The organism is Mycobacterium simulans (assembly GCF_900232995.1).
Taxonomy (GTDB): Bacteria; Actinomycetota; Actinomycetes; order Mycobacteriales; family Mycobacteriaceae; genus Mycobacterium; species Mycobacterium simulans.
The window spans coordinates 1-23,287 of record NZ_OCVX01000025.1 but is presented as its reverse complement, the minus strand read 5'-3'; the positions used below and the strand labels follow the sequence as shown (position 1 = coordinate 23,287).

The window sequence follows — 23,287 nt, the reverse complement described above, 5'->3', positions numbered from 1 at the left end:
TGGAGCGGCCGACGTCAGCCACGCCATGGATGATCTGACGCTGCAGATTGGACTCGTCGACGACGTCGAAGTCGACGATGCCGATGGTCCCGACGCCGGCGGCCGCCAGGTACAGCAACGCCGGTGACCCAAGCCCTCCCGCGCCAATCACGAGCACACGCGCGTTCTTGAGCCTCTTCTGCCCGTCGACGCCCAGGTCGGGAATGATGAGATGGCGGCTGTAGCGGGCCACCTCGTCGCGGCTCAGCTCAGCAGCGGGCTCAACTAGTGGCGGCAGTGATGTCTGGGATGTCGACACCGATATCTCCTTAGAACGATCTCGATCTGGTGTATCAAAGTGCAAGATGCTGGACGGTGCAAGCTGCTGGACGCCCGGTTTGGGAGCGACAGGGCGCAGCTGTGACGCCAACAAGAATGCGGCGCCCCGTGCCGGAAAACCGCACCACCCAACGGAATTTGGCCAGCCAGCGGTACTTGAATTGCGACCCGGGCGGATCAGCACTGAAATCTTCCTTGGACTTGGGTCTTGGTGAGCCGCACTCCGGTTGTGGCCTGCCCCGCCGGTGTCCGGCCGGTGAACTGCCGACGCACCGCTTGAGTGGTGGTTGCTTTGAGTGGGGCGGTGCGGCGAAGCTGCATAGGTTCGTGGGTCAGGCAGACGCGAGATCCGTTGTCGCCGTGAATAACAGATCTCGGAATTGGTCGGGGAAGCGGAATTCCAGAAACTAGTCGACGGGGTCGGCGGGGGCCTCGACTGAGGATGGGGTAAGGAGGAACGAGACCCCCACCGGGATAGTCCCGCAGAGCACGGTGTGCTCATGCGATCAAGTTGTCGGAACCATCACCTCCTTCCGTCATTTTGCTGCAGCGGCGAAACCTGTTAGGTGCCAGCCAGAACGTTGCCGGTGGGCAACGCCGGCCGTCTAATATTCATTCGTTACCACTTCATAAGCGGAAGCTATCGGGCCAGCGATCCTCGGGTCGGCCGTCTGCGTGTGCTGCATCAGGTTCGCCGCCCAAGTCGATCAAGGCGTGGCGAACCTTGATGAAGATGGCGAGCCCGGCCGCCGTTTAGCCCTCCACGACGTGCAGTTCCCACATCGGGGGGGTGGCGATCAAGCAGGCTGATGTGCACGCGGGAATGCGTTGTAAAGCCCTGCTGCACAAGCGATTCGGACATCGATGTCGCTGGGTGTTTGCGGGATGCGGCCCGGAGTTTTGTCCTTGGCAACAGCCCGGTCAGCTGCTCGGGTCATCGGCACTTTCGTGGTGCGCGGAACGTCGCTGTCGAACTACCCGAGCCTGGCGCCGAACTCGGCGGTGACCCGGCCGGCCTGCTCCGCGCGGCGGGTATTCGGGAAGCGCCAGCGCCCGAGCCCACGAGAGTTGCGACGGCACACTCCAGTTGTCGTACCGTCACGCGTTGATGGCGCCGCGGCGGTTCGTCAGATCGTCGAAATAGTCACGTGCCCACTGGTTTTGGCTATCGGTGTCATCAGCGTCGCCGCGGTCGAGGTCCATGCGTCATGGGAGAGCGGGCTCTTAACCGTATTGACATATGCCATCTGTTTGTCAAAACAGTGGACGCGGTCTCATGTTTTGACAAGAATCTGGGGCCTTGCTTCACTCGTGCAAATCGTCAACCTGGAAGGAGGGACGACATGCCGGACGTTCGGCGTAGGTTAGCTCCCGCTATTCGTCTGGGAGACCGGCTAGTTCGGGCTCTGCGTAACACGCAGGTGAGTCTGTGATGGCCACGCTGGTATGGCCCGAGTTGGCGCTTCCCGCCGACCCTTTCCATGGGCGTGCCCTGATCACGGGAGCGACGTCGGGTATCGGCTTGGCATTCGCTCGTGCCCTGGGGGCCAAGAGATGTGACCTGGTTCTAGTCGCTCGCAACGAAGACCGTCTTGCCGCCACCGCCGTCGAATTGCGCAATGACTTCGGTGTCGATGTCGAGATCCTGGCTGCCGACCTGGCGGACCAGGACGGCTTGGCCGCCGTGACCCGGCGATTCGAAGACCCTGCCGCACCGATCGAGACCTTCATCAATTGTGCCGGACACGGCCTACACGTTTCGCTCCTCGAGCAGGACACCAGCACCATCGACAGTGCGCACGCACTGATGATCCGCGCGGTACTCATCCTTGGCGGGGCGGCCGGCCGGTCGATGAAAGCCCGAGGACACGGTGTGATCGTCAACGTGGCCTCGGTGGCCGGGCTGATCCCGATGGGGGCGTACTCGGCGATCAAGTCTTGGGTCGCAACCTATTCGGAATCACTGGCCTTGGAACTGGCGGGCAGCGGGGTTCATGTGACCACGCTGATGCCGGGATGGGTCCGCACCGAGTTCCATCAGCGCGCCGGGATCCGCACCGAGTCAATTCCCGGCGTACTGTGGCTCGACGCTGACCGGGTGGCCCGGGATTGTCTGCGTGATGTCGCCCGCGGTCGATCGCGTTCCGTCCCGTCGAAACTCTATGTCGCCCTAACGTGTCTCGCCGAGCATGCGCCGCGTCCACTCGTGCGCCGTGTTGCCGCCGCCATCCGTGGGGGTCGGTAATGTCAGCCAAACAATCGCCGCATCTGCGCCGCTGCATGTCGCGCAGGCGACGGGTGATCCGGTTCGTCCTCCAACGTATCGTGTTGCGAACCCTGTTGGCGGTCAAAACCCGCACGACCGTCGAGGGTCGCGAGAATGTCGCCGACCTTCGGCCGCCGTTCGTCGTGGTGGCCAATCACGCCAGCCACCTCGACACGGCGGTGATCGTGTCGCGGATGCCCTACCGCGTGGTCCGGCAGCTGGCCGTGGGCGCCGCGGCGGACCACTTCTACACCAATTGGCTTACCAGGCTGGCGACGTCGCTCGCGTTCAACACTTATCCCATTCACCGCTGCTCGGGTGCCAGCCGACCCGAGAAGGGTATGTCGGCGCGTCATCTCGCGCGGGGCGTGCCGCTGCTCATCTATCCCGAAGGAACGCGGTCGCGTAACGGCACCATGGCTGTGTTCCGCCCCGGGGTCGCGGCGCTTTGCGTGGACGCCAATGTTCCGTGTGTGCCTGTCGCGCTAAAGGGCACCGGCGAGGCAATGCCGGTGGGGCGGTCCTGGCCCGTTGCCGGCCGACCCGCCGTACACATGACCATCGGGAGGCCGTTGGTTCCCTTGTCCACCGAGGACGCAACGGCTTTCAACGCCCGGATCATGGCGGCCGTCAACGCCATGCGGACCTGCCCCGCTGTGCGGCCCGGTTCGACCGATCGTCTCGATCTCGTCAGTGCCGAAAAGTCTTAGGAGGACCGATGATTGATGTGACGCACCAAAAGTGGTGGGGCTGGGGTGAAGAGGGCATCGCCTTCGATCACAGCGACAAACCCAATCTGGCTCCGTTCGCCCTGCGTCGGATAGGACTGGACCTCAATGTCCCCCGCAGTCCCATCCCGGACTTCGATGATCTGGTTGTGCCGGCGTCGCGGATGGATGACAACCTGGCGTTGGAGCTGACCGTGGCAGTCGGTGGAGATCACGTCGTGGTCGATGATCGGGATCGCGTGGTGCACACCTACGGCAAGGGTCTGGTGGATCTGCTTCGCATCCGCGCCGGAGATCTTCCGCGGGTGCCGGACGTGGTTGTCTATCCGGCCAACGAGCAGGAGGTGCGCGCGGTGGTCGACGCGGTGGCCGAGTCCGACGCGGTGGTGATTCCGTTCGGGGGCGGGTCCAACATCACCGGTTCGCTCACGCCGCAGTCCCACGAGCAGCGCGTAATCGTATCGCTGGATCTGGGGCGGATGAACAGGGTTCTGGAGATCGATGAGGCCGCGGGCTTGGCGAGGATTCAGGCCGGGGCTCTTGGCCCGGATCTGGAGCAGCAGCTCAATGCGCGCAACTGGACGATGGGTCATCAGCCCGACAGCTTCCGTCATTCCACCCTGGGCGGATGGATCGCGACCCGCTCCTCGGGGATGCAATCCGACAAGTACGGCGATATCGCCGACATCGCCCGTGGGATGCGGATTGTCCAGCCGCACAAGGTAGTCGCGTTGCGGCCGTTGCCCTCCACCTCGACCGGCCCATCGGTGCGCGAGATGATCATTGGCTCCGAAGGCCGGCTCGGCGTCATCACCGAGGCGTGGGTGAATGTACATCGGCTGCCGCCCAATCGGGACATCATCGCTTATCTGTTCCCGTCGTGGAGCGCCGGTTTGGACGCGATGCAGGCGATCGCTGCAAGCGACGCACACCCCAGCGTGACCCGGGTGTCGGATGCCAACGAGTCGGCCTTCTCGTTCGCCACCCAGAAGGGGGGCAGGGGATTGGCTCAGCTGGGCCGGCGTGCATTGTTCGCTCTGCTGCGCCTTCGCGGCTGGGATCTGGAAGCTGTGTGTTTGTCCTTTATTGGTTTCGAGGGCACTGATGCCCGAGTGAAGGCGGACAAGGCGATTGTGGGCAAGATCGTCAAGAACCACGGAGGTATCACGCTGGGGCGCGGCCCCGGTGAACTCTACGACCAGAAGAAGTTCGACACGCCCTACATCCGGGACTTCATGCTGGACATCGGTGCCATGGGCGATGTTTCGGAGACCGCGGCGCCGTGGTCGAAGCTCAAGGAGATGCACAGCTCGGTCGTGGCTGCCGCCCAGAACGCCTTCCGCGCGGTCGGAGACTCGGGATTCATCATGTGCCATCTGTCGCACAGCTATCACAGTGGTGCCTGTTTGTACTTCACTTTCGTACTTCGGTTGGAAGGCGGAGGCCTAGGTGCGCAACTGACCCGCTACTGGATCGTGAAAAGTGCGATCCAGCAAGCCTTCATCGACGCCGGAGGCACGCTGTCGCACCACCATGGCGTCGGCACCGACCACGCGCCATGGCTGCCGGAAGACTTGTCCGAGGCGGGCACGGACATGATGGTGGCCCTGCTGAGGGGTGTCGATCCACGCCGTAATCTCAACCCCGGCACGCTGATTCCGGCGGGTCGGGAATGGTGATGAAAATCCGGCCACTGGATCAGGCGATCGCCGACATCAGGTCCGCGCCGGGCGGGCCGACGATTGGGGCGTTCTTCGATTTTGACGGCACCCTGGCAGCGGGCTTCACCGGTGCGGTGTTGCCGTTGGATCGACTGCGGCGCGGCGAGATGGGGATCGCCGAGCTGCTCACCACGGTTTGGGTCGCGATCAACTACGCACTGGGCCGGTTCGACTTCGCAGAGTTCATCCGCCGCGGGTCGCTAACGCTGCGGGGCCGCCACGCCGACGAACTGGCCGAGATCGGCGAGCGCCTGTACACCGAGAACATTGCGGCCCGGATCTACCCGGAGATGAAGGAATTGGTGGCGGCGCACCTCGACCGCGGTCATGTCGTGACGCTGAGTACGGCGGCGCTTCATGTGCAGCTCGCACCGGCAGCGCGAGCGCTTGGGATTGAGAACCTGCTGTGCAACCGGTTCGAGATCGATGAGTCCGGATTCCTGACCGGAGAGGTCCGCAAACCCATCCTGCGTGGCAAGACCAAGGCCGACGCGGTCGTGGCTTTCGCCGACGGCCATGGTGTCGATCTCGCGCGTAGCTACTTCTATGCCGACGGCGACGAGGAAATTCCGCTCATGGTGGCGGTGGGCAATCCCAGGCCCACCAACCCGGCCAAGCGGCTCGCCCGGGTGGCAGACGAAAACCATTGGCCGATACTTCGGTTCACTAGCCGCAGCGGAAACCTGCCGGTGGCACGCGCGCGCACCCTCGTGGGAACGCTGGCGGCTCTGCCGCTTGCCGCAGTGGCCGCAGTGGCCGCCCTGTTGAGGCTGAACCGCCAGTGCGGCTACGAGCTGTTCGCCTCGTACTGGCCGACCAGGCAGCTCAAGGTCGCCCGGGTTGGGCTCAGGGTCACCGGGATGGCGAACATGTATCGGAGCCGTAGGGCGGTGTATCTGATCAACCACCGAAGCGCCGCCGACGCTGCCATCATGGGGGCGCTGCTGCGGAGCGAGTGGGCGGCGTTATCGCCTAGTCTGTCCGCCGACGCCGTGACGTCGACTATGCGAAAGCTGCTGCGTCTGCCTGAATGCACCTTTGACCCAGCCGATGTCGGTCACCGACCCATTGTCGCGGCGGCCGAGGGCGCGATCGGTAACTCCGCCGCGATTGGTGCATTCGACACCTATCCCTTTCGGCTGGCCCGGAAGTGGGGTATGCCGGTGGTACCGGTGGTTATTCGCAACGCTGACACGATCACACCGCCGGGTGAGTTTGTGCTGCACCCCGGTACCGTCGATATTGCCGTCCTGGAACCAGTTTCAGTGGACGGCCGGACCGAAGCGCAGCTAGCCGCCGAAGTCGCCGCGGTGCGCCAAAGGTTCATCGACACCCTCGACAGCTGGTCCGGTCCGCCAGGGCCACCCGATCACGAGATCACCAAGAGCCACGGACGCGTCAACCTAATCACCTGCCGTTGTGGGCGCGCCGAATGTTGCTGTGGAATCTCCGCGCAATCTTCGACCGCTCGCATCCTGAAGCGACCGGCTCGCCTTTCTGCCGGGAAGGAGTCGCGATGACGACCGGGTTGGGCAAGTCGGGCGGCCTGGTGGGCCGAGTTACGCGAGCTGCCCTCACTGCGCCTCGCCGCGTGGTCGCGGTGGTTTTGTTGGTCATGGTTGGTGCGGCGGTTTTCGGTGTCCCAGTCATCAAGACTCTGCCCGCTGGTGGCTTCCAAGATCCGACCTCCGAGTCCTGGGCGGCGTCACAACTTCTGTCAAAGAAGTTCGGTCAGGGGGACATGCAGCTGATCGTCACGGTGACCGCCGAGGACGGCGTCTACAGTAGCCGCGCACGCGCCGTCGGATCGGACCTTGTCACCGAATTGACCCGGCTGCCGTATGTGACAGGAGTGTCCTCGGCATGGACCGTCCCGCCGCCGGCGGCGCCTGACTATACGAGCAAAGACGGCAAAACGGGAATCATCGTGGCGGGCATCACCGGTGGGGAGAGTGGTGCCCAACAGCACGCGAAGGCGTTGGAACCCCTGTTGCGGGATCGCGACGGGGTGACCGTACACGCTGGCGGCGAGGTGATGAGCTACCTGCAGGCCAATCAGCAGAGCGAGAGAGACCTGGTTCGCATGGAGACCATAGCGTTTCCACTCACTTTCGTGGTCCTCGTGTGGGTGTTTGGCGGAATGCTGGCGGCCGCATTGCCGTTGTTCGTGGCTGCTTTCTCCATCGTGGGTTCACTGGCCATCTTGCGGCTGATCACCTTCTTCACCGATGTCTCGGTCTTCGCGCTGAACTTGGTCATCGCGCTGGGGATGGCGTTGGCCATCGACTACACGCTGCTGATCATTAGCCGGTTCCGAGACGAACTAGCCGGCGGCGCCGCACGAGAAGAGGCGATGATGCGCACCATGCTGACGGCTGGCCGCACTGTGCTGTTCTCGGCGACGACGATAGCCCTGTCGATGGCGGCGATGGTGTTGTTTCCGATGTACTTCCTCAAGTCGTTCGCATACGCAGGCATCGCGGTGGTCGCCCTGGCGGCTGCTGCCTCGTTGATCGTGACACCTGCGGTGATCGTCCTACTCGGCGGTCGGATCGACCCGCGCGATGTCGGCTCCCGTCTCCGCGGATCGCCGAGCCGAGCCGAGCCGTCGGCACGTTCGATCCAGGAAACGATGTGGTATCGGGGCGCGAAGTTCGTGCAGCGGCGATCGATTCCGATTGCTGTCGCCGTCACCGCCGTGCTGCTTCTGCTTGGTGCGCCGTTTCTGGGCGTCAAGTGGGGCTTCACTGACGACCGTGTGCTGCCCCAGACGGTATCTGCACGCCAAGTTGGCGATGAGCTGCGGTCGGGATTCGCCATAGATGCATTGACCGATGTGTCTGTAGTGGTTCCCAACGCCTGCGGGGTGTCACTGACGGTCCTCGATCGCTACGCGGCCGACCTATCACGAGTGCCCGATGTCACCGCAGTGTCCGGGCCTACCGGGACGTACCGCCAGGGTGCGCGAGTCGGACCGCCTTCGGCGCCAGCGGGTTTGAACGCCGGAAGTGCTCTGCTGACGGTCAGTACTAGTGCGCCGCTGTACTCGGCGGCGTCTGAGCAGCAGTTGGACCTGCTGCATGCGGTTGCCACTCCGGATGGCCGAGACATTGTCATGACCGGCATGGCGCAGATTAACCGGGACAGTTCCGCGGCGATTACCTCCCGATTGCCCATCGTGCTGACGGTGATTGGCGCTGTCACGTTTGTGCTGTTATTCCTGCTTACCGGCAGTGTCGTCATTCCGGTGAAAGCACTTGTGTTGAACGTGCTTTCGCTGAGTGCCGCGTTCGGGGCTCTGGTCTGGCTTTTCCAGGACGGACACTTCGGCGGACTTGGAACAACAGCGACCGGCACGCTGATGGCAAGCATCCCGGTGCTGTTGTTCTGCGTCGCGTTCGGGCTGTCGATCGACTATGAGGTCTTCTTGATATCGCGGATTCGAGAATTCTGGCTGAAAACCCCACGGCTCGGCCGCACCGACAGTGACGAAGCAGTCGCGCTGGGCCTGGCTCGCACCGGCCGAGTCATCACCGCCGCTGCGGTGGTGATGGCGGTGTCGTTCGTGGCGCTGACGAGTGCCCAGGTATCTTTCATGCGGATGTTCGGCACCGGGCTCACGCTGGCGGTCCTAGTGGACGCGACACTGGTGCGCATGCTGCTTTTGCCGGCAGCCATGCATATCCTCGGGCGACTTAGTTGGTGGGCGCCGGCGTCTTTGGCGCGCGTGCACGCACGGTTCGGTATAGCCGAGTCGGACGGCCTGTACGAGGACGACCGCTCGGATGAGAAGCTGGCGGACCTCGGATAGTCCCGCGGTTCGGGCCCACGAGCGCAGGCCCAGACCCTATGCCACCACCGGAACCCGCACGCTGATGAAGGTCAAATATTGCGTGCGTATTCCTTGTGAAGACGAATCTCGTTGCAGAAGAACATAATCGCGTCCAGTTTCCGGGCTGTGTACTGGGCGTCTTCCGGGTAGTCTTGCCGTGCCGGCGGGCCCATGTGAGCCATGTAGCATGGTGCCGGGCACCTGGGGTTTGGTCGACTACGATCGCGAATCACTGTGCGGCACAACACTATATAAGGGAGATATCCACATTGATTTCAATCCATAACGTCCATAACGTGTGGTCCGCAGGGACGCGGCTAGCAGTCGGCGCAACAGCAGCGATACTCGCGTCGACGCTCATTCAACCGATTGTCGGTGAGCTCACCGCGAAAGCCGAGGCGATCGAGTATCTCGATGTGCCATCGCCATCGATGGGGCGAGACATCAGGGTGCAATTTCAGGGCGGCGGTCCGGCGGCGGTATTTCTGTTGGACGGTATGCGAGCACAAGACGATCGAAACGGCTGGGATATCAACACCGGCGCCTTCTCATGGTTCAACGGTTCCGGAATCTCCGTGCTGATGCCAGTCGGCGGGGAATCGAGTTTCTACACGGACTGGTACCAACCTGCCGACGGCAAAGGCTACACATACAAGTGGGAGACCTTCCTCACCTCGGAGCTGCCTGACTGGCTATCAACCAATAAGGAAATCCGCACCGGCGCAAACGCGGTCGTGGGAGTTTCGATGTCAGGTGGCGCGGCACTTATCCTGGCCGCCTACCACCCAGACCGCTTTGTCTACGCCGGCTCGTTATCGGGATACCTGAACCTGTCCGCTGGTTTGTGGCCGGTTCTAGTAGATGTGGCAATGAACTCTGCAGGCGGATACGATGCGACCAGTATGTGGGGCCCCCCAACCGATCCGGCTTGGCAGCGCAACGATCCGACTCGACAAGCCGCGCGGCTCGTCGCTAACAACACCCGAATTTGGGTGTACTGCGGTACCGGCAATCCATCAGACCTCACTGCCGCTCAGGGCAGTGCACTGGTCGGGGCGCAGGCTCTCGAAGGTGTGACGTTGCATTCCAATCAGGATTTCAAGGCCGCATACCAGGCTGCCGGCGGTAACAACGCAGTGTTTCAGTTCCCTTCCGATGGTCTCCACATGTGGAGCTACTGGGGCGCGCAGCTACAGGCAATGCTGCCCGACCTACGCCGTGTTCTGGTCGCCGCGCCCGCTGGGTAAACCCGTCACCGGAAGCATGATTAGAGGAGAGGCCGGCATTGCATCGAATGTCAGCACAAGGCCACCAAACCTATTGGGGTGCAATGTCGTAACGGACAACTCAGCATCGATTGGCCGGCCATTGATAGGCGCAGCGACTGTAAAATTGCTTGACAATGCTCCGTTCGGCAATCCGTGTGCGACACCCTTCAACCACCGCGGTGGCGGTGATCTCGCGTGATAGTTCCTTGTTGTTGACTGTTCGCGAATTGTTATTGGACTGCTGGCGTTCCCGTGGGCAGGGTGGTTGTGGGCGTGCGATGGCTGGCCGGGCTCCACGAACGTTCCGGCATCACCAACGATGTCAATGCTGTCCGGGTTTGAGGCATGGCGACCACGTCGGCAAGTCACTCATCGCAAGATGGGTGAGAAACGAGGGGACGTTTGAGAGGTAACAATTCTTCGCGTCGCCTTAACGAATGAACATCGGATGGCTGGCGTTGCTTGCACGATCGTTCTGGGCTGACGCATGGGGTGGTCGGATTCGGCACTGCGCGCGGTCGGCTTTGGACTGGTTACATCGGCCCACACGCTTGTTGGGCCAGGGGATGCCAACCCCACGACAGCCGCCCAGACCTGGTTAGAACTTAGACATTGGGGAGGTTCGAAGCTCTTTGGTGGATCTCACATTAGGTCTGGCGATGTCAGCGAATGCGGTCAGCTTGCTGGTGGCACACGGCGCGGATGGATGCGGCGTAACGCTGGATCACGACGAGTTTGCACCGAGCCGAGCGGGCGGGGTGTCGACGCCGAGCACCTCTGAGCACGTGGTCGCCGCCGTTCTTGGCACGCAGGCGATGGCTGCAGCGCGAAGGCACACGCTGGTGAGGGTGGGGATCACCTGGACTGAGGAGTTGGATACCGAAGCGTGGCTGGTCTTGGAAGCGTTGCAGAGCCTCGGGATTCGCAACGTAGTGCCGGTGCCGATGCTCGACGCGGCGGAGGCATTTGCCTGCAGACTCGCGGAGCAGTTCGGCCGACTCAAGACGGCGGTGTTCATCGTGGAGTCGGATTCTGCGATCGCTACCACTGTCACCAATAGTCGCGGTGCTATCTCGCATGTGATCAGTCAGATATATCGTGGCCAGTTCATGCCCGGCGAGGCGCCGCAGAGCCTAGTAGGTTCAATGTTCTCGCATTTGACTGATGTGCCCGATGCCTTGTTTGTGGCCAGGGCCGGGGGAGATTTCGACTGGATCGCCGCGCAATTCGATGACGTAACTCGGCTTCCGGTTATGGCGGCCCCCGAGGCTGAATTGGCCCTAGCGCGTGGTGCTGCCATTGCGTCGAAGCGTCCGGCGCTCGCAATAGTTTCGCCGGCCGGCGAGCGCATCAAGGAGACAAAGCTCCAGGGCGGCGCAGAGCCTATCTGGGATGACGAGCCGGTATGGGATGACGAGCATTCGGCGCCATTGCTGTTCGTCCCCCGTTCCGCGCGATTGCCTGTGTTGGAGCCTACGCCCGAAAGCGTTGCGACACCGGCGCTGTCGGTGCTGCACAACCGGCGGGCGGTTACGTCGGCGAACGTCCTCACCGCAGTACTGATAGGGGCCGCCGCGACCTTTGCCGTAGCGGTTACATTGACATTCACCGATAGGTCGGCGAGCATATCCTCGCCGACCGCTTCAGCGGCCGAGCGAGCTGTCAGCCCGTCACCTCCGATCAGACAGCCGGACGGCCCGATCGCGGCGGACCAGCCGGCGGCGCCAACGGCGCAACCGTTGACTAAGTCGAGCCTAAACGGAACGCTTCAGAACCCTCGGCCGTCAGTGCCTCCGGTAGCCTTGGCCGGTGCTGCGCCGGCACCCTCGGTGTCGCCCACCCAGCCAACCGCAACATCACCCACGGCCGAAACACCAGCAGTACCCGATGTGTTCGCACTCCTAGCGAGTTTCGTCAACACCCTAACCGCGAACCCGAACGCCGGAACGGCTCCGAGCCGTCCGCAACTACTGGGGCCGTCTTTGGATGCCGGGATCGCCCCAGATTCGTCGGTAACCGTGCTGCACCAACCGTTCGAGGTGGCGATTCCAGACCCTGCGAGGGTGCCGATTCCCGACCTGAGCCTCCTACTATTGCCGAATTCGTCGGGCATCCAACAGCTCCAACCGCAGATTATGACGCCTCAATCGTGACGGCAGTCTGTGGTCGGACCGTCGACGACGACACACAAGGTAACCAAGGCATTTCGCCGCCCAACGACCCACATGTTCGGCCCCACGCGGTAGCGACTGGTGAATACAAGCATCGCCTGTGTGGCTGGCTGGGGGATTTCGCGGTACGCCGGCCGTGGATGATCATCGGCTTCTGGATCATTGTGGCGGCGGCGTTGTCACTCACGCTTCCCTCGCCCAAGGAGATGGCCGACAGCAAGCCACTAGCGCCGCTGCCGTCGGCCGCGCCGTCGATGCTGGCCATGCAGGCGATGAGCAAGGCGTTTGACGAATCGGGATCGCAGAACACCCTGCTGCTGGTGCTGACCGACGACCACGGCCTGACCCCTAGTGACCAGGAAACTTTCCGGCGGCTTGTCGACACGCTGCGCTCCGACAAACGCAATGTCGTTGCGGTGCAGGACTTCGTGACGACACCGGACTTGCAGAACCTGATGAGCAGTGCCGACAACAAGGCTTGGATTGTTCCGGTCAGCCTCACGGGTGATCCGGGCACACCGCAAGCCGACGATGCCTACAAGCAGGTCGTATCGGCCGCCAAAGCCGCCCTGGCCAACACCACGTTGACCGTCACGTTCACGGGTGCCGCAGAGACTGCTAGCGAAATGGCGAGTGTCGGCGACGTCGACTCGCACGTGATCGAAATCATAACCGCAGCACTGGTTCTGACGATCCTGCTGATTGTTTATAGAAATCCGGTGACTGTGTTACTGCCAATGGCCACAGTCATCGTCTCAACTGTGGTGGCGCAACAAATCGTTGCGGGCTTGGCCGAACTTGGACTGGCGGTGTCGAGCCAGACGATCGTGCTCATGACCGCCATGATCGTCGGTGCGGGCACCGACTACTCTGTGTTCCTCATCAGCCGCTACCACGAAGGCCTGCGGTGCGGATTGTCGTCGGACGACGCGGTGCGCCGGGCACTGGCCAGCGCGGGAAAGGTGCTCGCCGCGTCGTCGGCGACCGTGGGCATCACATTCCTGGGTATGACGTTCGCCCGCCTCGGTGTGTTTTCGACGATCGGCCCGGCTCTAGCGATAACCGTGGCGATCGCATTACTGACAGCAGTCACGCTGCTGCCGGCCCTTCTCAGCTTGGTAGGAAGGCGCGGTTGGGTGGCGCCGAGGCGAGACCGCACTGCTCGGTTTTGGCGCCGCTCGGCGGTCAACATCGTGCGGCGCCCCGTTGGCCATTTGATGGTGAGTTTAGTTGTCCTGGCGTGCTTGGCTGCCTGCGTGACTTTCATGCGCTTGGATTACGACGACCGGACAATGCTGCCGGCCGCGTCGGAGAGTAATCGCGGATACACCACGATTGATCAACACTTTCCAGCGAATTCCACAACTCCGCAATACCTTCTCGTCCGGTCGCCCCATGACCTACGGACAGCGCAGTCGCTTGCAGACCTGGAGTTGATGGCCCAGCGGGTTAGCCAGGTGCGCGATGTCACTGGGGTCCGCGGCCTCACCCGGCCCACTGGGCAGCCCCTCGAACAGGCTAAGGTTTCCAATCAAGCTGGCCAGGTGGGTGCGCAGCTATCTGCCGCGGCATCCTCCGTCGCCAACGGCGACGGCCTGCTCAACTCGCTGGCCCAAGGCTCCCGCGTCCTCGCGGACACCATCGTGAACATCCGCGCCACGCTTGACCAAGCAGTCGGGCTAGCGAAGGTTCTCTTGGATGCGACCGCCGACCTTGCGCCACAATCCGATAACGAGAAAGCACTTGGGCTCATCGACAACGCTGCGTCGCTTGCCAAAAGTCTGCGCTCGATAGGCGACATCATGGGCGTGAGCCTGGCGGGGCAGCAGGACTTCTTCGATGTGGTGGTGCCCGTGGTGGATGCCCTCAACGCCAGTCCGGTGTGCGCCGTCAATGTGTCCTGTGCTACCACCAGGGCGCAGCTACAGCGCCTGGTCATGGCGCGCGACAACGGTGCGTTCGATGCGCTCAACGAACTCGGCCATAGCTTACAAGCGATCCAAGATGACAGCATTCTCGACGGGGCCGTGCGCAACCTACAGCGATTTGTAAACGCCGCCATTAGTGCGTTGCGGTCGTTAGGCATCCAGGGCACGTCGGCGCTTCGGCAGAAACTGGATACCTTGAGTATGGGCGCCAACGGTCTGGCGCAGGGTTCCCAGCAACTGGCCGCCGGAGTTCAGGCCCTGGTCGACCAGACCAGGCAGCTCGACGCCGGTCTCGGGCAGGCAGCAACGATTCTGTCCCTGATCAAAACCTATGCCGCACAACCGTCGATGGCTGGCTTCTTCCTCCCACCACAAGCGTTGGAGTCGCCCGATTTCAAGAAGGTTGCCGCGATGATGGTGTCGCAGGACGGCCACGCTGTTCGCTACTTGGTGCAATCGAGTCTGAACCCGTTTAGCACCGCAGCGATGGATCAGGTGGACGCAATACAGCTTGCCGCTCGCAGCGCGCAACCGAACACCTCGCTGTCGGATGCGACGATATCGCTTGCCGGCATCCCTGTGGCCAATCGCGATATGCGTGACTATTACTACAGTGACATGCGATACATCGGCATCATGACAATCGTTGTCACACTGGCGATCCTGATGCTGCTTGTGCGCGCGGTGGTCGCGCCGCTTTACCTGGTCGGGTCGGCGATCCTGTCGTATGTTTCTGCGCTCGGGATCGGAGTCATCGTCTTCCAGTCACTCTTACACCAAGATCTCTCGTGGACTGTGCCGAGCACGACCTTCATTGTGCTGGTTGCGGTGGGCGCCGATTACAACCTGTTGCTGATTTCGCGCATCCGCGGCGAATCTCGGCGCGGAATCCGTTCTGGTGTCATTCGCGCCGTGACTTCGACAGGAGCGGTAATCACCTCTGCGGGCATCATTTTCGCTGCGTCGATGTTTAGCCTATTGTTCAGCTGGATTGGGGCCCTGGTTCAGATCGGATTCGTCATCGGGGTCGGCTTGGTGCTGGACACCTTCGTGGTGCGGACAGTGACCGTTCCGGCGCTCGCCGCCTTGATTCGGAATGCCAATTGGTGGCCGTCTGGGGCAGTAGCCGCATCTCGGCGCAAACGTGCTTGGCGCCAGGCTATCTCGGCCGCGCTATATAGCGGAGACTTGGTGCTGCCACAGGACATCCGACCGGCATACAGTCGGTGGTCGCGTTGGCCCATCCGTTGACGTAGTGACCTGACTTTGTCACTGTGCGGGTTCAGGTGCTGGCATTGAGCCTTGACCTGCAGCTGGGGTCGCATCGAGATCGAGTGTGATCTCGGGGCTTTCAATGTGTTAACAGGGTGGGATCCGGCGGGTTTTCGCGCCCAGACTTCACCCTCGAAGCCCGGGTTCACGTCAGTTCAAGTGTGAGGTGTACCTCCGTTGCCGCTAGGTTCCGGTTTGGTGGTGTGGATCGATAGATAGCGCTGATCAGGCGTTAGCGATTGGCTATTGGACGGTTGCGTTGCTGGACTACACGATACTGACTGGCGCCCTGGTTGGTGCCTGGAGAATCTCGTCAATGCATCGGAGTAACGGAGGGAGGTGATCACATGTCCCATGAGCTTCTGTTCCGTGAGGATGAGACCAGTTGCGGAATTTTCGATTTCGTCGTTGAAGACGCCGCAGCGTGAGTTGCGGCTTTTAGCCAGCGGTGGTTGGTAGCGATGCCGGCGGGGATTAGCGCCGAATGCCTGTCTTCGCCGGCATCGGAAATGCCGGTGCGCTTTGTCGGCGTACCCGGGCGAAGCGTGATGCGAGGGAAGGTAATCGGGTCGTGTATGGCGGTGTAGAGCACCGAGGGTTGGTTCTTTGACCATTACCGGTGGGCACCTCAGGGTGATGTGGGTAGTCCCTGCCGGCGCCAGATGCGGCGCTGAGGTAGACCCGGGGCAGGTGCGGATTGTGTGGTCCGTCAATAGATCTGGAGAATTCCGCGGGAGGGAAAATGTCGTGCCCAAATGACGATGTGATGGCCGAAGCCAGACTGCTGGCAAACGACGGCAGTGTGCTCGAGATTTTGCGTCGGCTGCCCGCGACGGGTGAGGTCGAGGTGATCCGGGACTTGCTCAAACCGAACTCTTCGCTGCTTGACCTCGGGGCGGGTGTGGGCCGCATCGCCAACCGCTTGGTCGAACACGGCTATCAGGTTACCGCCGTGGACGACTGCGCAGACCTACTCGCCGAGGTTCGCGGCGCCCGAACGATATGCGCCCGCATCGAGGAACTGCGGCTACCTGAGCAGTATGACGGTGTACTGCTGGCGACCAACCTGATCAACTACCCAGGGATTGACCTTCGAAGGGGCGTATTGACCACGGTGGCGCATCACCTCAAACCGACAGGCAAGGCCATCATCCAATGGAGACCGCCACTGTGGTTCGATTCATATCTGCCAGGCCGGACTTACCGACGAGTTGAGGGCCCGCGGGCGTTCACGAGAACCATCCACACCGCTCGCGACGGAATTGTCGATGGTGAGGTCACTGTTGAGTGCGACGGTCAGATATGGAGACAGCCGACCCGCTTCCAGCGCGTAACGGGCGACGAGCTCAGGGACGAACTCGACCGTCTGGGCTTGAAATTGGACACCAGTGATGTTGAATCGGCGGAATGGCTTGAGGTAAGTCACCTTCGACCATGACCCAGCATCGATCGTGGAGATCAGGCTCGCCTGCTGGCCAATGGGTCTTCAGGACGTTTACGGATCCGATTCGTATTCACAAGCTGAGCATTGACGGCGGCAGCCGTTCAAGTCGGCTCGCAGGTCGATGAGGACGGTGTGCCGCGTTGCGGCCGCAACCATCGCCGCACGCCCGCCCGCGCTGGAACGCCAGACCCCAGCTGTCGCGTGAACACGTGGCATGAGACAAACCTAGCCAAACCTTAGCCAAGCGTTGCGGCGACGTAGCTCATTTCGCCGACGGCGGTCGTCATCTCGTCGTCGGGATACTCGAACCCGTTGTGCGCGTACAGTTCCTTGATGGTGCGTGCCGTAACCTGCCAGCCGTGCGTGGTGAGGTATTCGATGACGGTGCGGCGTTCATCGGGGTAGATCAACTCAGATATGTTGAGATCCACTCCCAGGCGATTCAAGCGCGCCGAGAGTCCCTCTGGGTGCTCACCCCACGTTCGCACGGGGTCTGGGAAATGCTCGGTGGCAACCCGACTGCCTGGTGTGCTGAGCGCGGTGATGCTGTCGAACAATCGATCCTGGGCGTCATGCGATAGATAGATCAGCAGGCCCTCGGCAATCCACGCCGTTGGTTGGTTGACGTCAAAACCGTGTTGGCGCAACGCGTCCGGCCAGTCATCACGCAGATCGACGCCGATGGGCCGCCGGTTGGCAGTTGGGGCGGCGCCGAGTTCGGCCAGCGTCCGCGTCTTGAACTCGATGACCTGTGGCTGATCGATCTCGTAGACCACCATGTCCTCGGGCCAGCGCAACCGGTAGGCCCTGGTATCCAGGCCGGAGGCCAGTATCACGGCCTGGCGGATGCCGGCGTCGGTGGCCCCAAAAGGCCCCGTGAAGAAGTCGTCATAGAACCTGGTGCGAACGGCGATCTGCTCGTTCATCGCCTCGCGGCGCAAAAGCGGGTCGTCCTCGATTGTGATCTCGCCGTCGATGAGGCGGACGAACCGTTCCAGGCCCACCGCGCGCACCAGCGGATCGGCCAGCGGGTCGTTCAGCAACGCGTCGGGTCCCTGTGAGGCCATCGCCCGGAAGGCCGCGACCATGGTGGCCGTCGCTCCCACGCTGGAAGCCGGGTCCCACGTATCTCCTTCAGATCTCGCCGATTCGATAGTCATTCAGATCGCTCCTGTCTTGGGGTGGTGCAGAGGGTGGCATTCACATCAAACAAGTCCTCTATTGGGCGGAAGTCCATTGGGCGGAAGTCATTCCGTGTGCAGCGCAATGGTGGCGTCCTGGGCTGACGGGTGTGGTGTGTGTTGGTCGGCGTGGATGTGGACTCGGTGTAGGTTTCCGGTCCAGGTGAAGGGTGGGTGGTAGCGGTCGCATACTGCCAATCCGCGGTCGTGGCCGAGGGTGATCGAGGTGCCTGAGTGCTGCCAGACGATGGGCAGGTTGTGGTGGCTGGACCCGGTGCCGACAACGGTTGAATCAATCATGGCATCGACGGTGAGACCCCCGCCGTGGTTGGGGCGCAGTAGGCAGCCGGCTTCGTGGCGTCCGGGTGGGAGTTGTTGGTCGGCGGTGACGGTGAGGGACGCGCCCGGCAGGGCGAGGGTGATGTTTGAGTGTGGCGTCCACGACGTAGGCGGCTAGGCCGCCATTACAGTCGCCCAGCGCGAACAACACTCCGTTGGCATCATTGGTTGGGACGTCGATCTCGGCGAGGATACGACCACCCCCGAAAAGGCTGGGTAACGCCTCGTCGGACACCGCTCCGGCTTGAGGGTACAAAACGACGCTGCCGCCGGGTGGGTAATCCAGGGGGGTGATCGTCGAAAGTCGAGCCAGCAGCGAGTCAGCTATCGGCAGCACGTTGTTGCGTTCAGCTTCGACCAGCCATTGCTGTTGGAGGCGATGCAGCACCTCCGGGTGAGCGTCGGCGAGGTCGTGGGCTTCGGAAAAGTCGTCGTCCAGGCGAAAAAGCGACCAATGGTCGGCGTCGAAATCGCGACTGCCGCTGAGCAATTGCTCCTCGTCGACGATTCCGGCGCAGACGTGGTCGGTGGTGGCTTTCCAGCCGTCGGCCACGATGGAGCGCGACCCCAGCATTTCGAAATATTGGGTCGAGCGGGCATCGGGGGCCGCGGGGTCAGTAAAAGTTGCCGCCATGCTGGCTCCCTGTACACCCTGCCAGGGTTCGGTGCCATTTTCGGATAGCGACAGTCCGCAGGCGTCCAGCACTGTGGGAAGTAGATCGATCGCGTGGGCGAACTGACCTCGGATCGCCCCGGCATCGCCGATTCTGTTGGGCCAGTGCACGATCAATGGGACTCGGGTGCCGCCGAGCCAGGTGTAGCGTTTCCACAGCCGAAACGGGCTGTTGCCGGCCCAGGCCCACCCCCACGCGTAGTGCGGGTAGGTGCGCGGCCCGCCCCACTGGTCGAGTCGCGCCAGATTGTCGGCGAGGTCGTCTGGTACGCGGTGGGAGAAGCGGTGCTCGTTGATGGTGCCGCTCACTCCACCCTCGGCGCTGGCCCCGTTGTCTGACAGCACGAAGATCAACGTGTTGTCGAGAACACCCAGGTGTTCCAAGGTGTTGATCAGTCGACCGATCTGAGCGTCGGTGTGGGTGAGAAAACCCGCATAAACCTCGTGCATACGCGCATACAAGCGGCGCTGGTCGGCGGTCAGCTCATCCCAGGCGGGAATCCATGGCGGCCGTTCGGTCAACATCGTACCGGCCGGAACGACGCCGCTAGCCAGCTGACGCGCGAACACCTCGTCGCGCCAGCGCTGCCATCCCAGATCGAACTGGCCACGGTAGGTATCAGCCCACGACGGCCGCACGTGATGCGGCGCGTGCATCGCCCCGGTGGCGAAGTAGAGGAAAAACGGCTTTCCCGGTGCCGATTGCTGTTGGTTGACCACCATCCGGATCGCCTCATCGGCAAGGTCTTCGGTCAAGTGATAGCCGTCATCTGGGCCCGCAGGCGGGTCGACATAAGAATTGTCTCGAACTAGTTCGGGCGCCCAATGATTAGCGCTGCCACGCAAAAACCCATAGAAGCGCTCAAAGCCTAGCCCCAACGGCCACCGGTTGAACGGCCCGGCGCTACTGCGCTCGCCGCGTGGTACCAGATGCCACTTTCCGACCGCGAAAGTGTTCCACCCGGCGTCGCGCAACAATCCAGGCAGTGTGGCGACGGACGCCGGGATCCGTGCACTGTAACCGGGCAGCGACATAGGCAGATCGGCGAGAAACCCCATGCCGACCGCATGATGGTTACGGCCGGTCAACAACGCCGCGCGCGTCGGGGAACACAATGCGGTCACATGAAATCGGTTGTAGCGCACCCCGCCTGCCGCGAGCCGGTCGATGACCGGTGTGCAGATATCCGAGCCGAAGCAGCCGAACTGCGCAAAACCTAAATCATCCAGCACGATCATCACCACGTTGGGCGCATTCACCGGTGCCCGCATGCCCATCACCAACTCCTTCCAGTTCGAACCATCCATCGGGGCCAAACCGCAGCCGACCTGTCGTGACGTAACGAGGTCATCAAGCTAGGTCGGGTCAGCCATCAGGGCGGTACCGACGGGTTCCGGTGCGGGTAGTAGGCCAGCCGGGTCGGGCGGCTGAGATGATCTGATGGCTGCGCGCCGATGCACTTGTCGTTGGGTCCGCATGGCCTAATATGCGTGTGGGCCAGTAAACCAGTCATCGGGCCCACGAGCTCACCAGCGACAAGCCCACACACTTCCGACACGGATGGATGTTGCTTGTTTGCAGAGGATTTCAGCGCATGTCACACCTGACGGGTGGATGGCCGGCAGGGGTCTCGAACACCCTGAGGGCGCCGAGATCCCTGCCGGCTGATGTGTCACCCGCCGGCTGTTGTGCCGCCCGGCAGCGTCGCCAGTCACTCGACGCCGTCTGCGTTGAAGAACACAGCAACCATCCCGATGGGGTCATGGTTCTCGGTGAACAAGCGTTCGTGGGACATGTGATCACCTCCTTCCTTTGCTTGCAGCGGATTTCGCATCTGGCTGGTGGATGGCCCGCGGGGGTCTCGAACAGGTGGGGGAGGTGAGATCCCCGCCGGCTGTTGTGTCACCCGGCAGCGTCGCCAGTCACTCGACGCCGTCTGCGTTAAAGAACACAGCAACCATCCCGATGGGGTCCTGGTTCTCGGTGAACAAGAGTTCGTGTGGCATGTGATCACCTCCTTCCGTCACTCCAATATGGGAATGTAGGGGCGGGCTATCTCGCGACCCGCAAATAGCAGTGGGCGAAGAAAATGAGCCGTAGAAGCGAATGGCGGTAGGATGACCCAGCGAACGTAGTACGGCCACGATAACCGTGAAACCGCTTGGGCTGCAACACCAGATCAATATCCGATTCTTGTCATCAATGAAACGAAATTTATCGATGGACTCAGACAGATTGACGTCGAGGCCCAGGCGACTCAGGCGCACCGAGACCTGCCGTGCACATTCAGCAGGGCCCGGGTAGTCGGGGAAATGCTCGGTGGCGACCTGGCTGCCCGCGGCGTTAAGCGTGGTGATGATGTCGAACAGTTGATCCTAGGCGTTCGGTGGCAAGTAAACGAGCAGCCATCGGCGATCCAGGTCGCCGTTGAACCAAGCCAAACCATCACTGGCACAACGCATCTAGCCGGCCATCACGCAGGTCGACGCTGATGAGCCGCCGGTCGACGATCGGCGCGACGCCGAGTTCAGCCAGGGTCCACGTCTTGAACTCGATGACCTGTGGCTGATCGACTGGATGTTCCTTGCTTGCAGAAGGTTTCAGCGGATTTCACAACTGGGGGGGGCGGATGGCCGGCAGGGGTCTCGAACACTCTGGGGGCACCGAGATCCCTGCCGGCCGTTGTGTCACCCGCCGGCTGTTATGCCGCCCGGTAGCGTCGCCAGTCACTCGACGCCGTCTGCGTTGAAGAACCCAGCAGCCGCCTCGATGGCGGCCCGGTTTTCCGTGAACAAGAGTTCGTGGGACATGTGATCACCTCCTTCCGCCAATAGCAGTGGGCGAAGAAAATGAGTCGTGGAAACGAATGGTGGTGGAGATGACCCAGCGAACGTCGTACCGCCACGATAACCGTGAAACCGCTTGTGCCGCAACACCGGATCAATACCCGATACTTGTCATCAATGAAAAGAAATTTATCGATGGCGAAAGCCTTCTTGAAGCTCTTCCCGCGCTAGTGGTCGGTATGAAAAGGTCCTGCTTAACGCCAGACTTCTGACAGAGGTTGTCGGATACCATGTCAAATGATTTGACCTTACGCGCTGTCGGTGTTGCGTGCTCGTACGCACCGAAACGGCGAGCTCCGGCGAATCGTCGGAGTGCGGGAACTCGAGCGCATAACGCGCGAAGGTCCCAAGCTTGCTGAACGTATCGACGATGTCCTGCGGCGCTTCTCGATCACGTCCGATTTCCACCTTGCTCGGCGAACTAGCTTGCAGCGCGACAAGCCTGAGGTATATCCGAGGACAACGGGATTGGGGCGGTGCCACCCGGTAGCCGTTAGGTGAGTGTCACTGCTTACTCCCGGTGCTCGCGCATGCCGCTTACATACCCGGCGTTCGACTTCATGGGGCCCGCAATATGCGCACGATTTCACGGGTTTGCAACTGGCGATAAATCCATTCCCGCGACTGTTGGCATATTGTTTGTGTCGCAACGACGTTGGGCAATATTCAGCCTAAGGCGCCGACTGTGATGCGGGGTAGTTGGTTGTTGACGGCGGCGACGGCGAACGGGGTGGCGGCGGTGTAGAAGGAGTCGTTGGTCATGAGGCCGCGTCGCGCGAGTTCGATGTGATCTATTGGGGTGCCCCAGTGTTGGGCGAAGAGTATTCCGAGTTGATTCGGGTCGGGTCTGTGCAGGTTCAGGTGTGGCTTCTGGCGGGCTAGTTCGTCGCGCTTGGCCAGCGCGCGAGCGGTCAAGTCCCGCCATTGGGGCAGCCGGGTGTCGTGTCGTAGTAGATCGAGGAAGTGCTCGATAGCCGGCAGTGATCGGGTGAAAAACAGTGTGCGGGTAGTTATTCGGGCGGCGATACCGATTAGGTCGGTGCGTAGAGTTTGGTTCTCCTCGGCGGTGAGCCAGTGGGCTGTGGCCTGCTCGGAGAAACCGGATTCGTCGATGATGCCGGTGGCCAGTGTGTATTGGTACGCCACTGTTTCCAGTGCGCGTTGGTAGCTGTCGGCGGGGATGCTGTTGGCGGCCTTGGCTGCTCGTTGTCGAACGCTGCCGGGTTGGTCGGGGTGTGTCAGGGTCCAGTACCAGGCGGCGACTTGCTCCAGTGCGGGTACGTAGGCCCAGTGGTCGGT

At 62.1% G+C, this 23,287-nt stretch carries 14 protein-coding genes and 3 pseudogenes; 10 read left to right on the top strand and 7 right to left on the bottom strand.

Annotation, left to right across the window (positions count from 1 at the left end; all coding sequences use genetic code 11):
• Together MSIMFI_RS26585 and MSIMFI_RS29895 are read right to left on the bottom strand one after the other, a co-directional pair.
• Window positions 1-298 (bottom strand): ThiF family adenylyltransferase (locus MSIMFI_RS26585; RefSeq protein WP_191499915.1); only part of this gene is annotated, 298 nt, incomplete at its 3' end.
• 776 nt (window positions 299-1,074) lie between these two features.
• Window positions 1,075-1,141 (bottom strand): annotated as a pseudogene (locus MSIMFI_RS29895) (wax ester/triacylglycerol synthase domain-containing protein); the annotation flags it as partial.
• A 125-nt stretch (window positions 1,142-1,266) separates the two neighbouring features.
• Here MSIMFI_RS29895 and MSIMFI_RS29890 point away from each other — a divergent pair.
• The 10 genes and pseudogenes from MSIMFI_RS29890 to MSIMFI_RS26540 form a co-directional block, all read left to right on the top strand.
• Window positions 1,267-1,361: pseudogene (locus MSIMFI_RS29890) on the top strand (hypothetical protein); the annotation flags it as partial.
• A 389-nt stretch (window positions 1,362-1,750) separates the two neighbouring features.
• Window positions 1,751-2,563, top strand: a complete 813-nt coding sequence (locus MSIMFI_RS26580) for an SDR family NAD(P)-dependent oxidoreductase (protein ID WP_191499914.1) — start codon at window positions 1,751-1,753, stop codon at window positions 2,561-2,563.
• Window positions 2,563-3,294, top strand: a complete 732-nt coding sequence (locus MSIMFI_RS26575) for a lysophospholipid acyltransferase family protein (RefSeq protein WP_224770468.1) — start codon at window positions 2,563-2,565, stop codon at window positions 3,292-3,294. Before MSIMFI_RS26580 ends, MSIMFI_RS26575 begins: the two co-directional genes overlap by 1 nt.
• Before the next feature lie 8 nt (window positions 3,295-3,302).
• On the top strand, window positions 3,303-4,991 hold the full coding sequence (locus MSIMFI_RS26570; protein WP_191499913.1) for an FAD-binding oxidoreductase: 1,689 nt from the start codon (window positions 3,303-3,305) through the stop codon (window positions 4,989-4,991).
• Window positions 4,991-6,553: an HAD-IB family hydrolase gene (locus tag MSIMFI_RS26565; RefSeq protein WP_191499912.1), complete on the top strand. Its 1,563-nt coding sequence runs from the start codon at window positions 4,991-4,993 to the stop codon at window positions 6,551-6,553. The genes MSIMFI_RS26570 and MSIMFI_RS26565 overlap by 1 nt, the downstream gene beginning before the upstream one ends.
• Window positions 6,554-6,579: 26 nt before the next feature.
• Window positions 6,580-8,844 carry an MMPL family transporter gene (locus MSIMFI_RS26560; RefSeq protein WP_191499918.1) on the top strand — a complete coding sequence of 755 codons (2,265 nt, stop codon included), beginning with the start codon at window positions 6,580-6,582 and terminating at the stop codon, window positions 8,842-8,844.
• Between the two features lie 317 nt (window positions 8,845-9,161).
• Window positions 9,162-10,112 carry an esterase family protein gene (locus MSIMFI_RS26555; RefSeq protein WP_396820591.1) on the top strand — a complete coding sequence of 317 codons (951 nt, stop codon included), beginning with the start codon at window positions 9,162-9,164 and terminating at the stop codon, window positions 10,110-10,112.
• A 656-nt stretch (window positions 10,113-10,768) separates the two neighbouring features.
• The gene (locus MSIMFI_RS26550; RefSeq protein WP_449870982.1) at window positions 10,769-12,286 is read left to right on the top strand and encodes a DUF7159 family protein; all 1,518 of its coding nucleotides are present in this window, start codon (window positions 10,769-10,771) and stop codon (window positions 12,284-12,286) included.
• A complete protein-coding gene (locus tag MSIMFI_RS26545) occupies window positions 12,283-15,483 on the top strand; it encodes an MMPL/RND family transporter (RefSeq protein ID WP_191499910.1) in 3,201 nt (1,066 codons plus the stop codon). Before MSIMFI_RS26550 ends, MSIMFI_RS26545 begins: the two co-directional genes overlap by 4 nt.
• A 787-nt stretch (window positions 15,484-16,270) precedes the next feature.
• On the top strand, window positions 16,271-16,942 hold the full coding sequence (locus MSIMFI_RS26540; RefSeq protein WP_186244901.1) for a class I SAM-dependent methyltransferase: 672 nt from the start codon (window positions 16,271-16,273) through the stop codon (window positions 16,940-16,942).
• A gap of 242 nt (window positions 16,943-17,184) precedes the next feature.
• Here the strand turns inward: MSIMFI_RS26540 and MSIMFI_RS26535 are convergent, their stop codons facing one another.
• The 5 genes and pseudogenes from MSIMFI_RS26535 to MSIMFI_RS26520 all read right to left on the bottom strand — a co-directional run.
• On the bottom strand, window positions 17,185-18,108 hold the full coding sequence (locus MSIMFI_RS26535; RefSeq protein ID WP_186244900.1) for a class I SAM-dependent methyltransferase: 924 nt from the start codon (window positions 18,106-18,108) through the stop codon (window positions 17,185-17,187).
• 87 nt (window positions 18,109-18,195) lie between these two features.
• Entirely contained in the window at window positions 18,196-18,429 is a 234-nt protein-coding gene (locus tag MSIMFI_RS28750) for a hypothetical protein (RefSeq protein WP_224770467.1), read from the bottom strand.
• Window positions 18,422-20,449 carry an arylsulfatase gene (locus tag MSIMFI_RS26530; protein ID WP_224770466.1) on the bottom strand — a complete coding sequence of 676 codons (2,028 nt, stop codon included), beginning with the start codon at window positions 20,447-20,449 and terminating at the stop codon, window positions 18,422-18,424. The genes MSIMFI_RS28750 and MSIMFI_RS26530 overlap by 8 nt, the downstream gene beginning before the upstream one ends.
• Window positions 20,450-21,587: 1,138 nt before the next feature.
• On the bottom strand, window positions 21,588-21,746 hold the full coding sequence (locus MSIMFI_RS29885; protein WP_191499916.1) for a class I SAM-dependent methyltransferase: 159 nt from the start codon (window positions 21,744-21,746) through the stop codon (window positions 21,588-21,590).
• Between the two features lie 908 nt (window positions 21,747-22,654).
• Window positions 22,655-23,287 (bottom strand): annotated as a pseudogene (locus MSIMFI_RS26520) (TfuA-like protein); the annotation flags it as partial.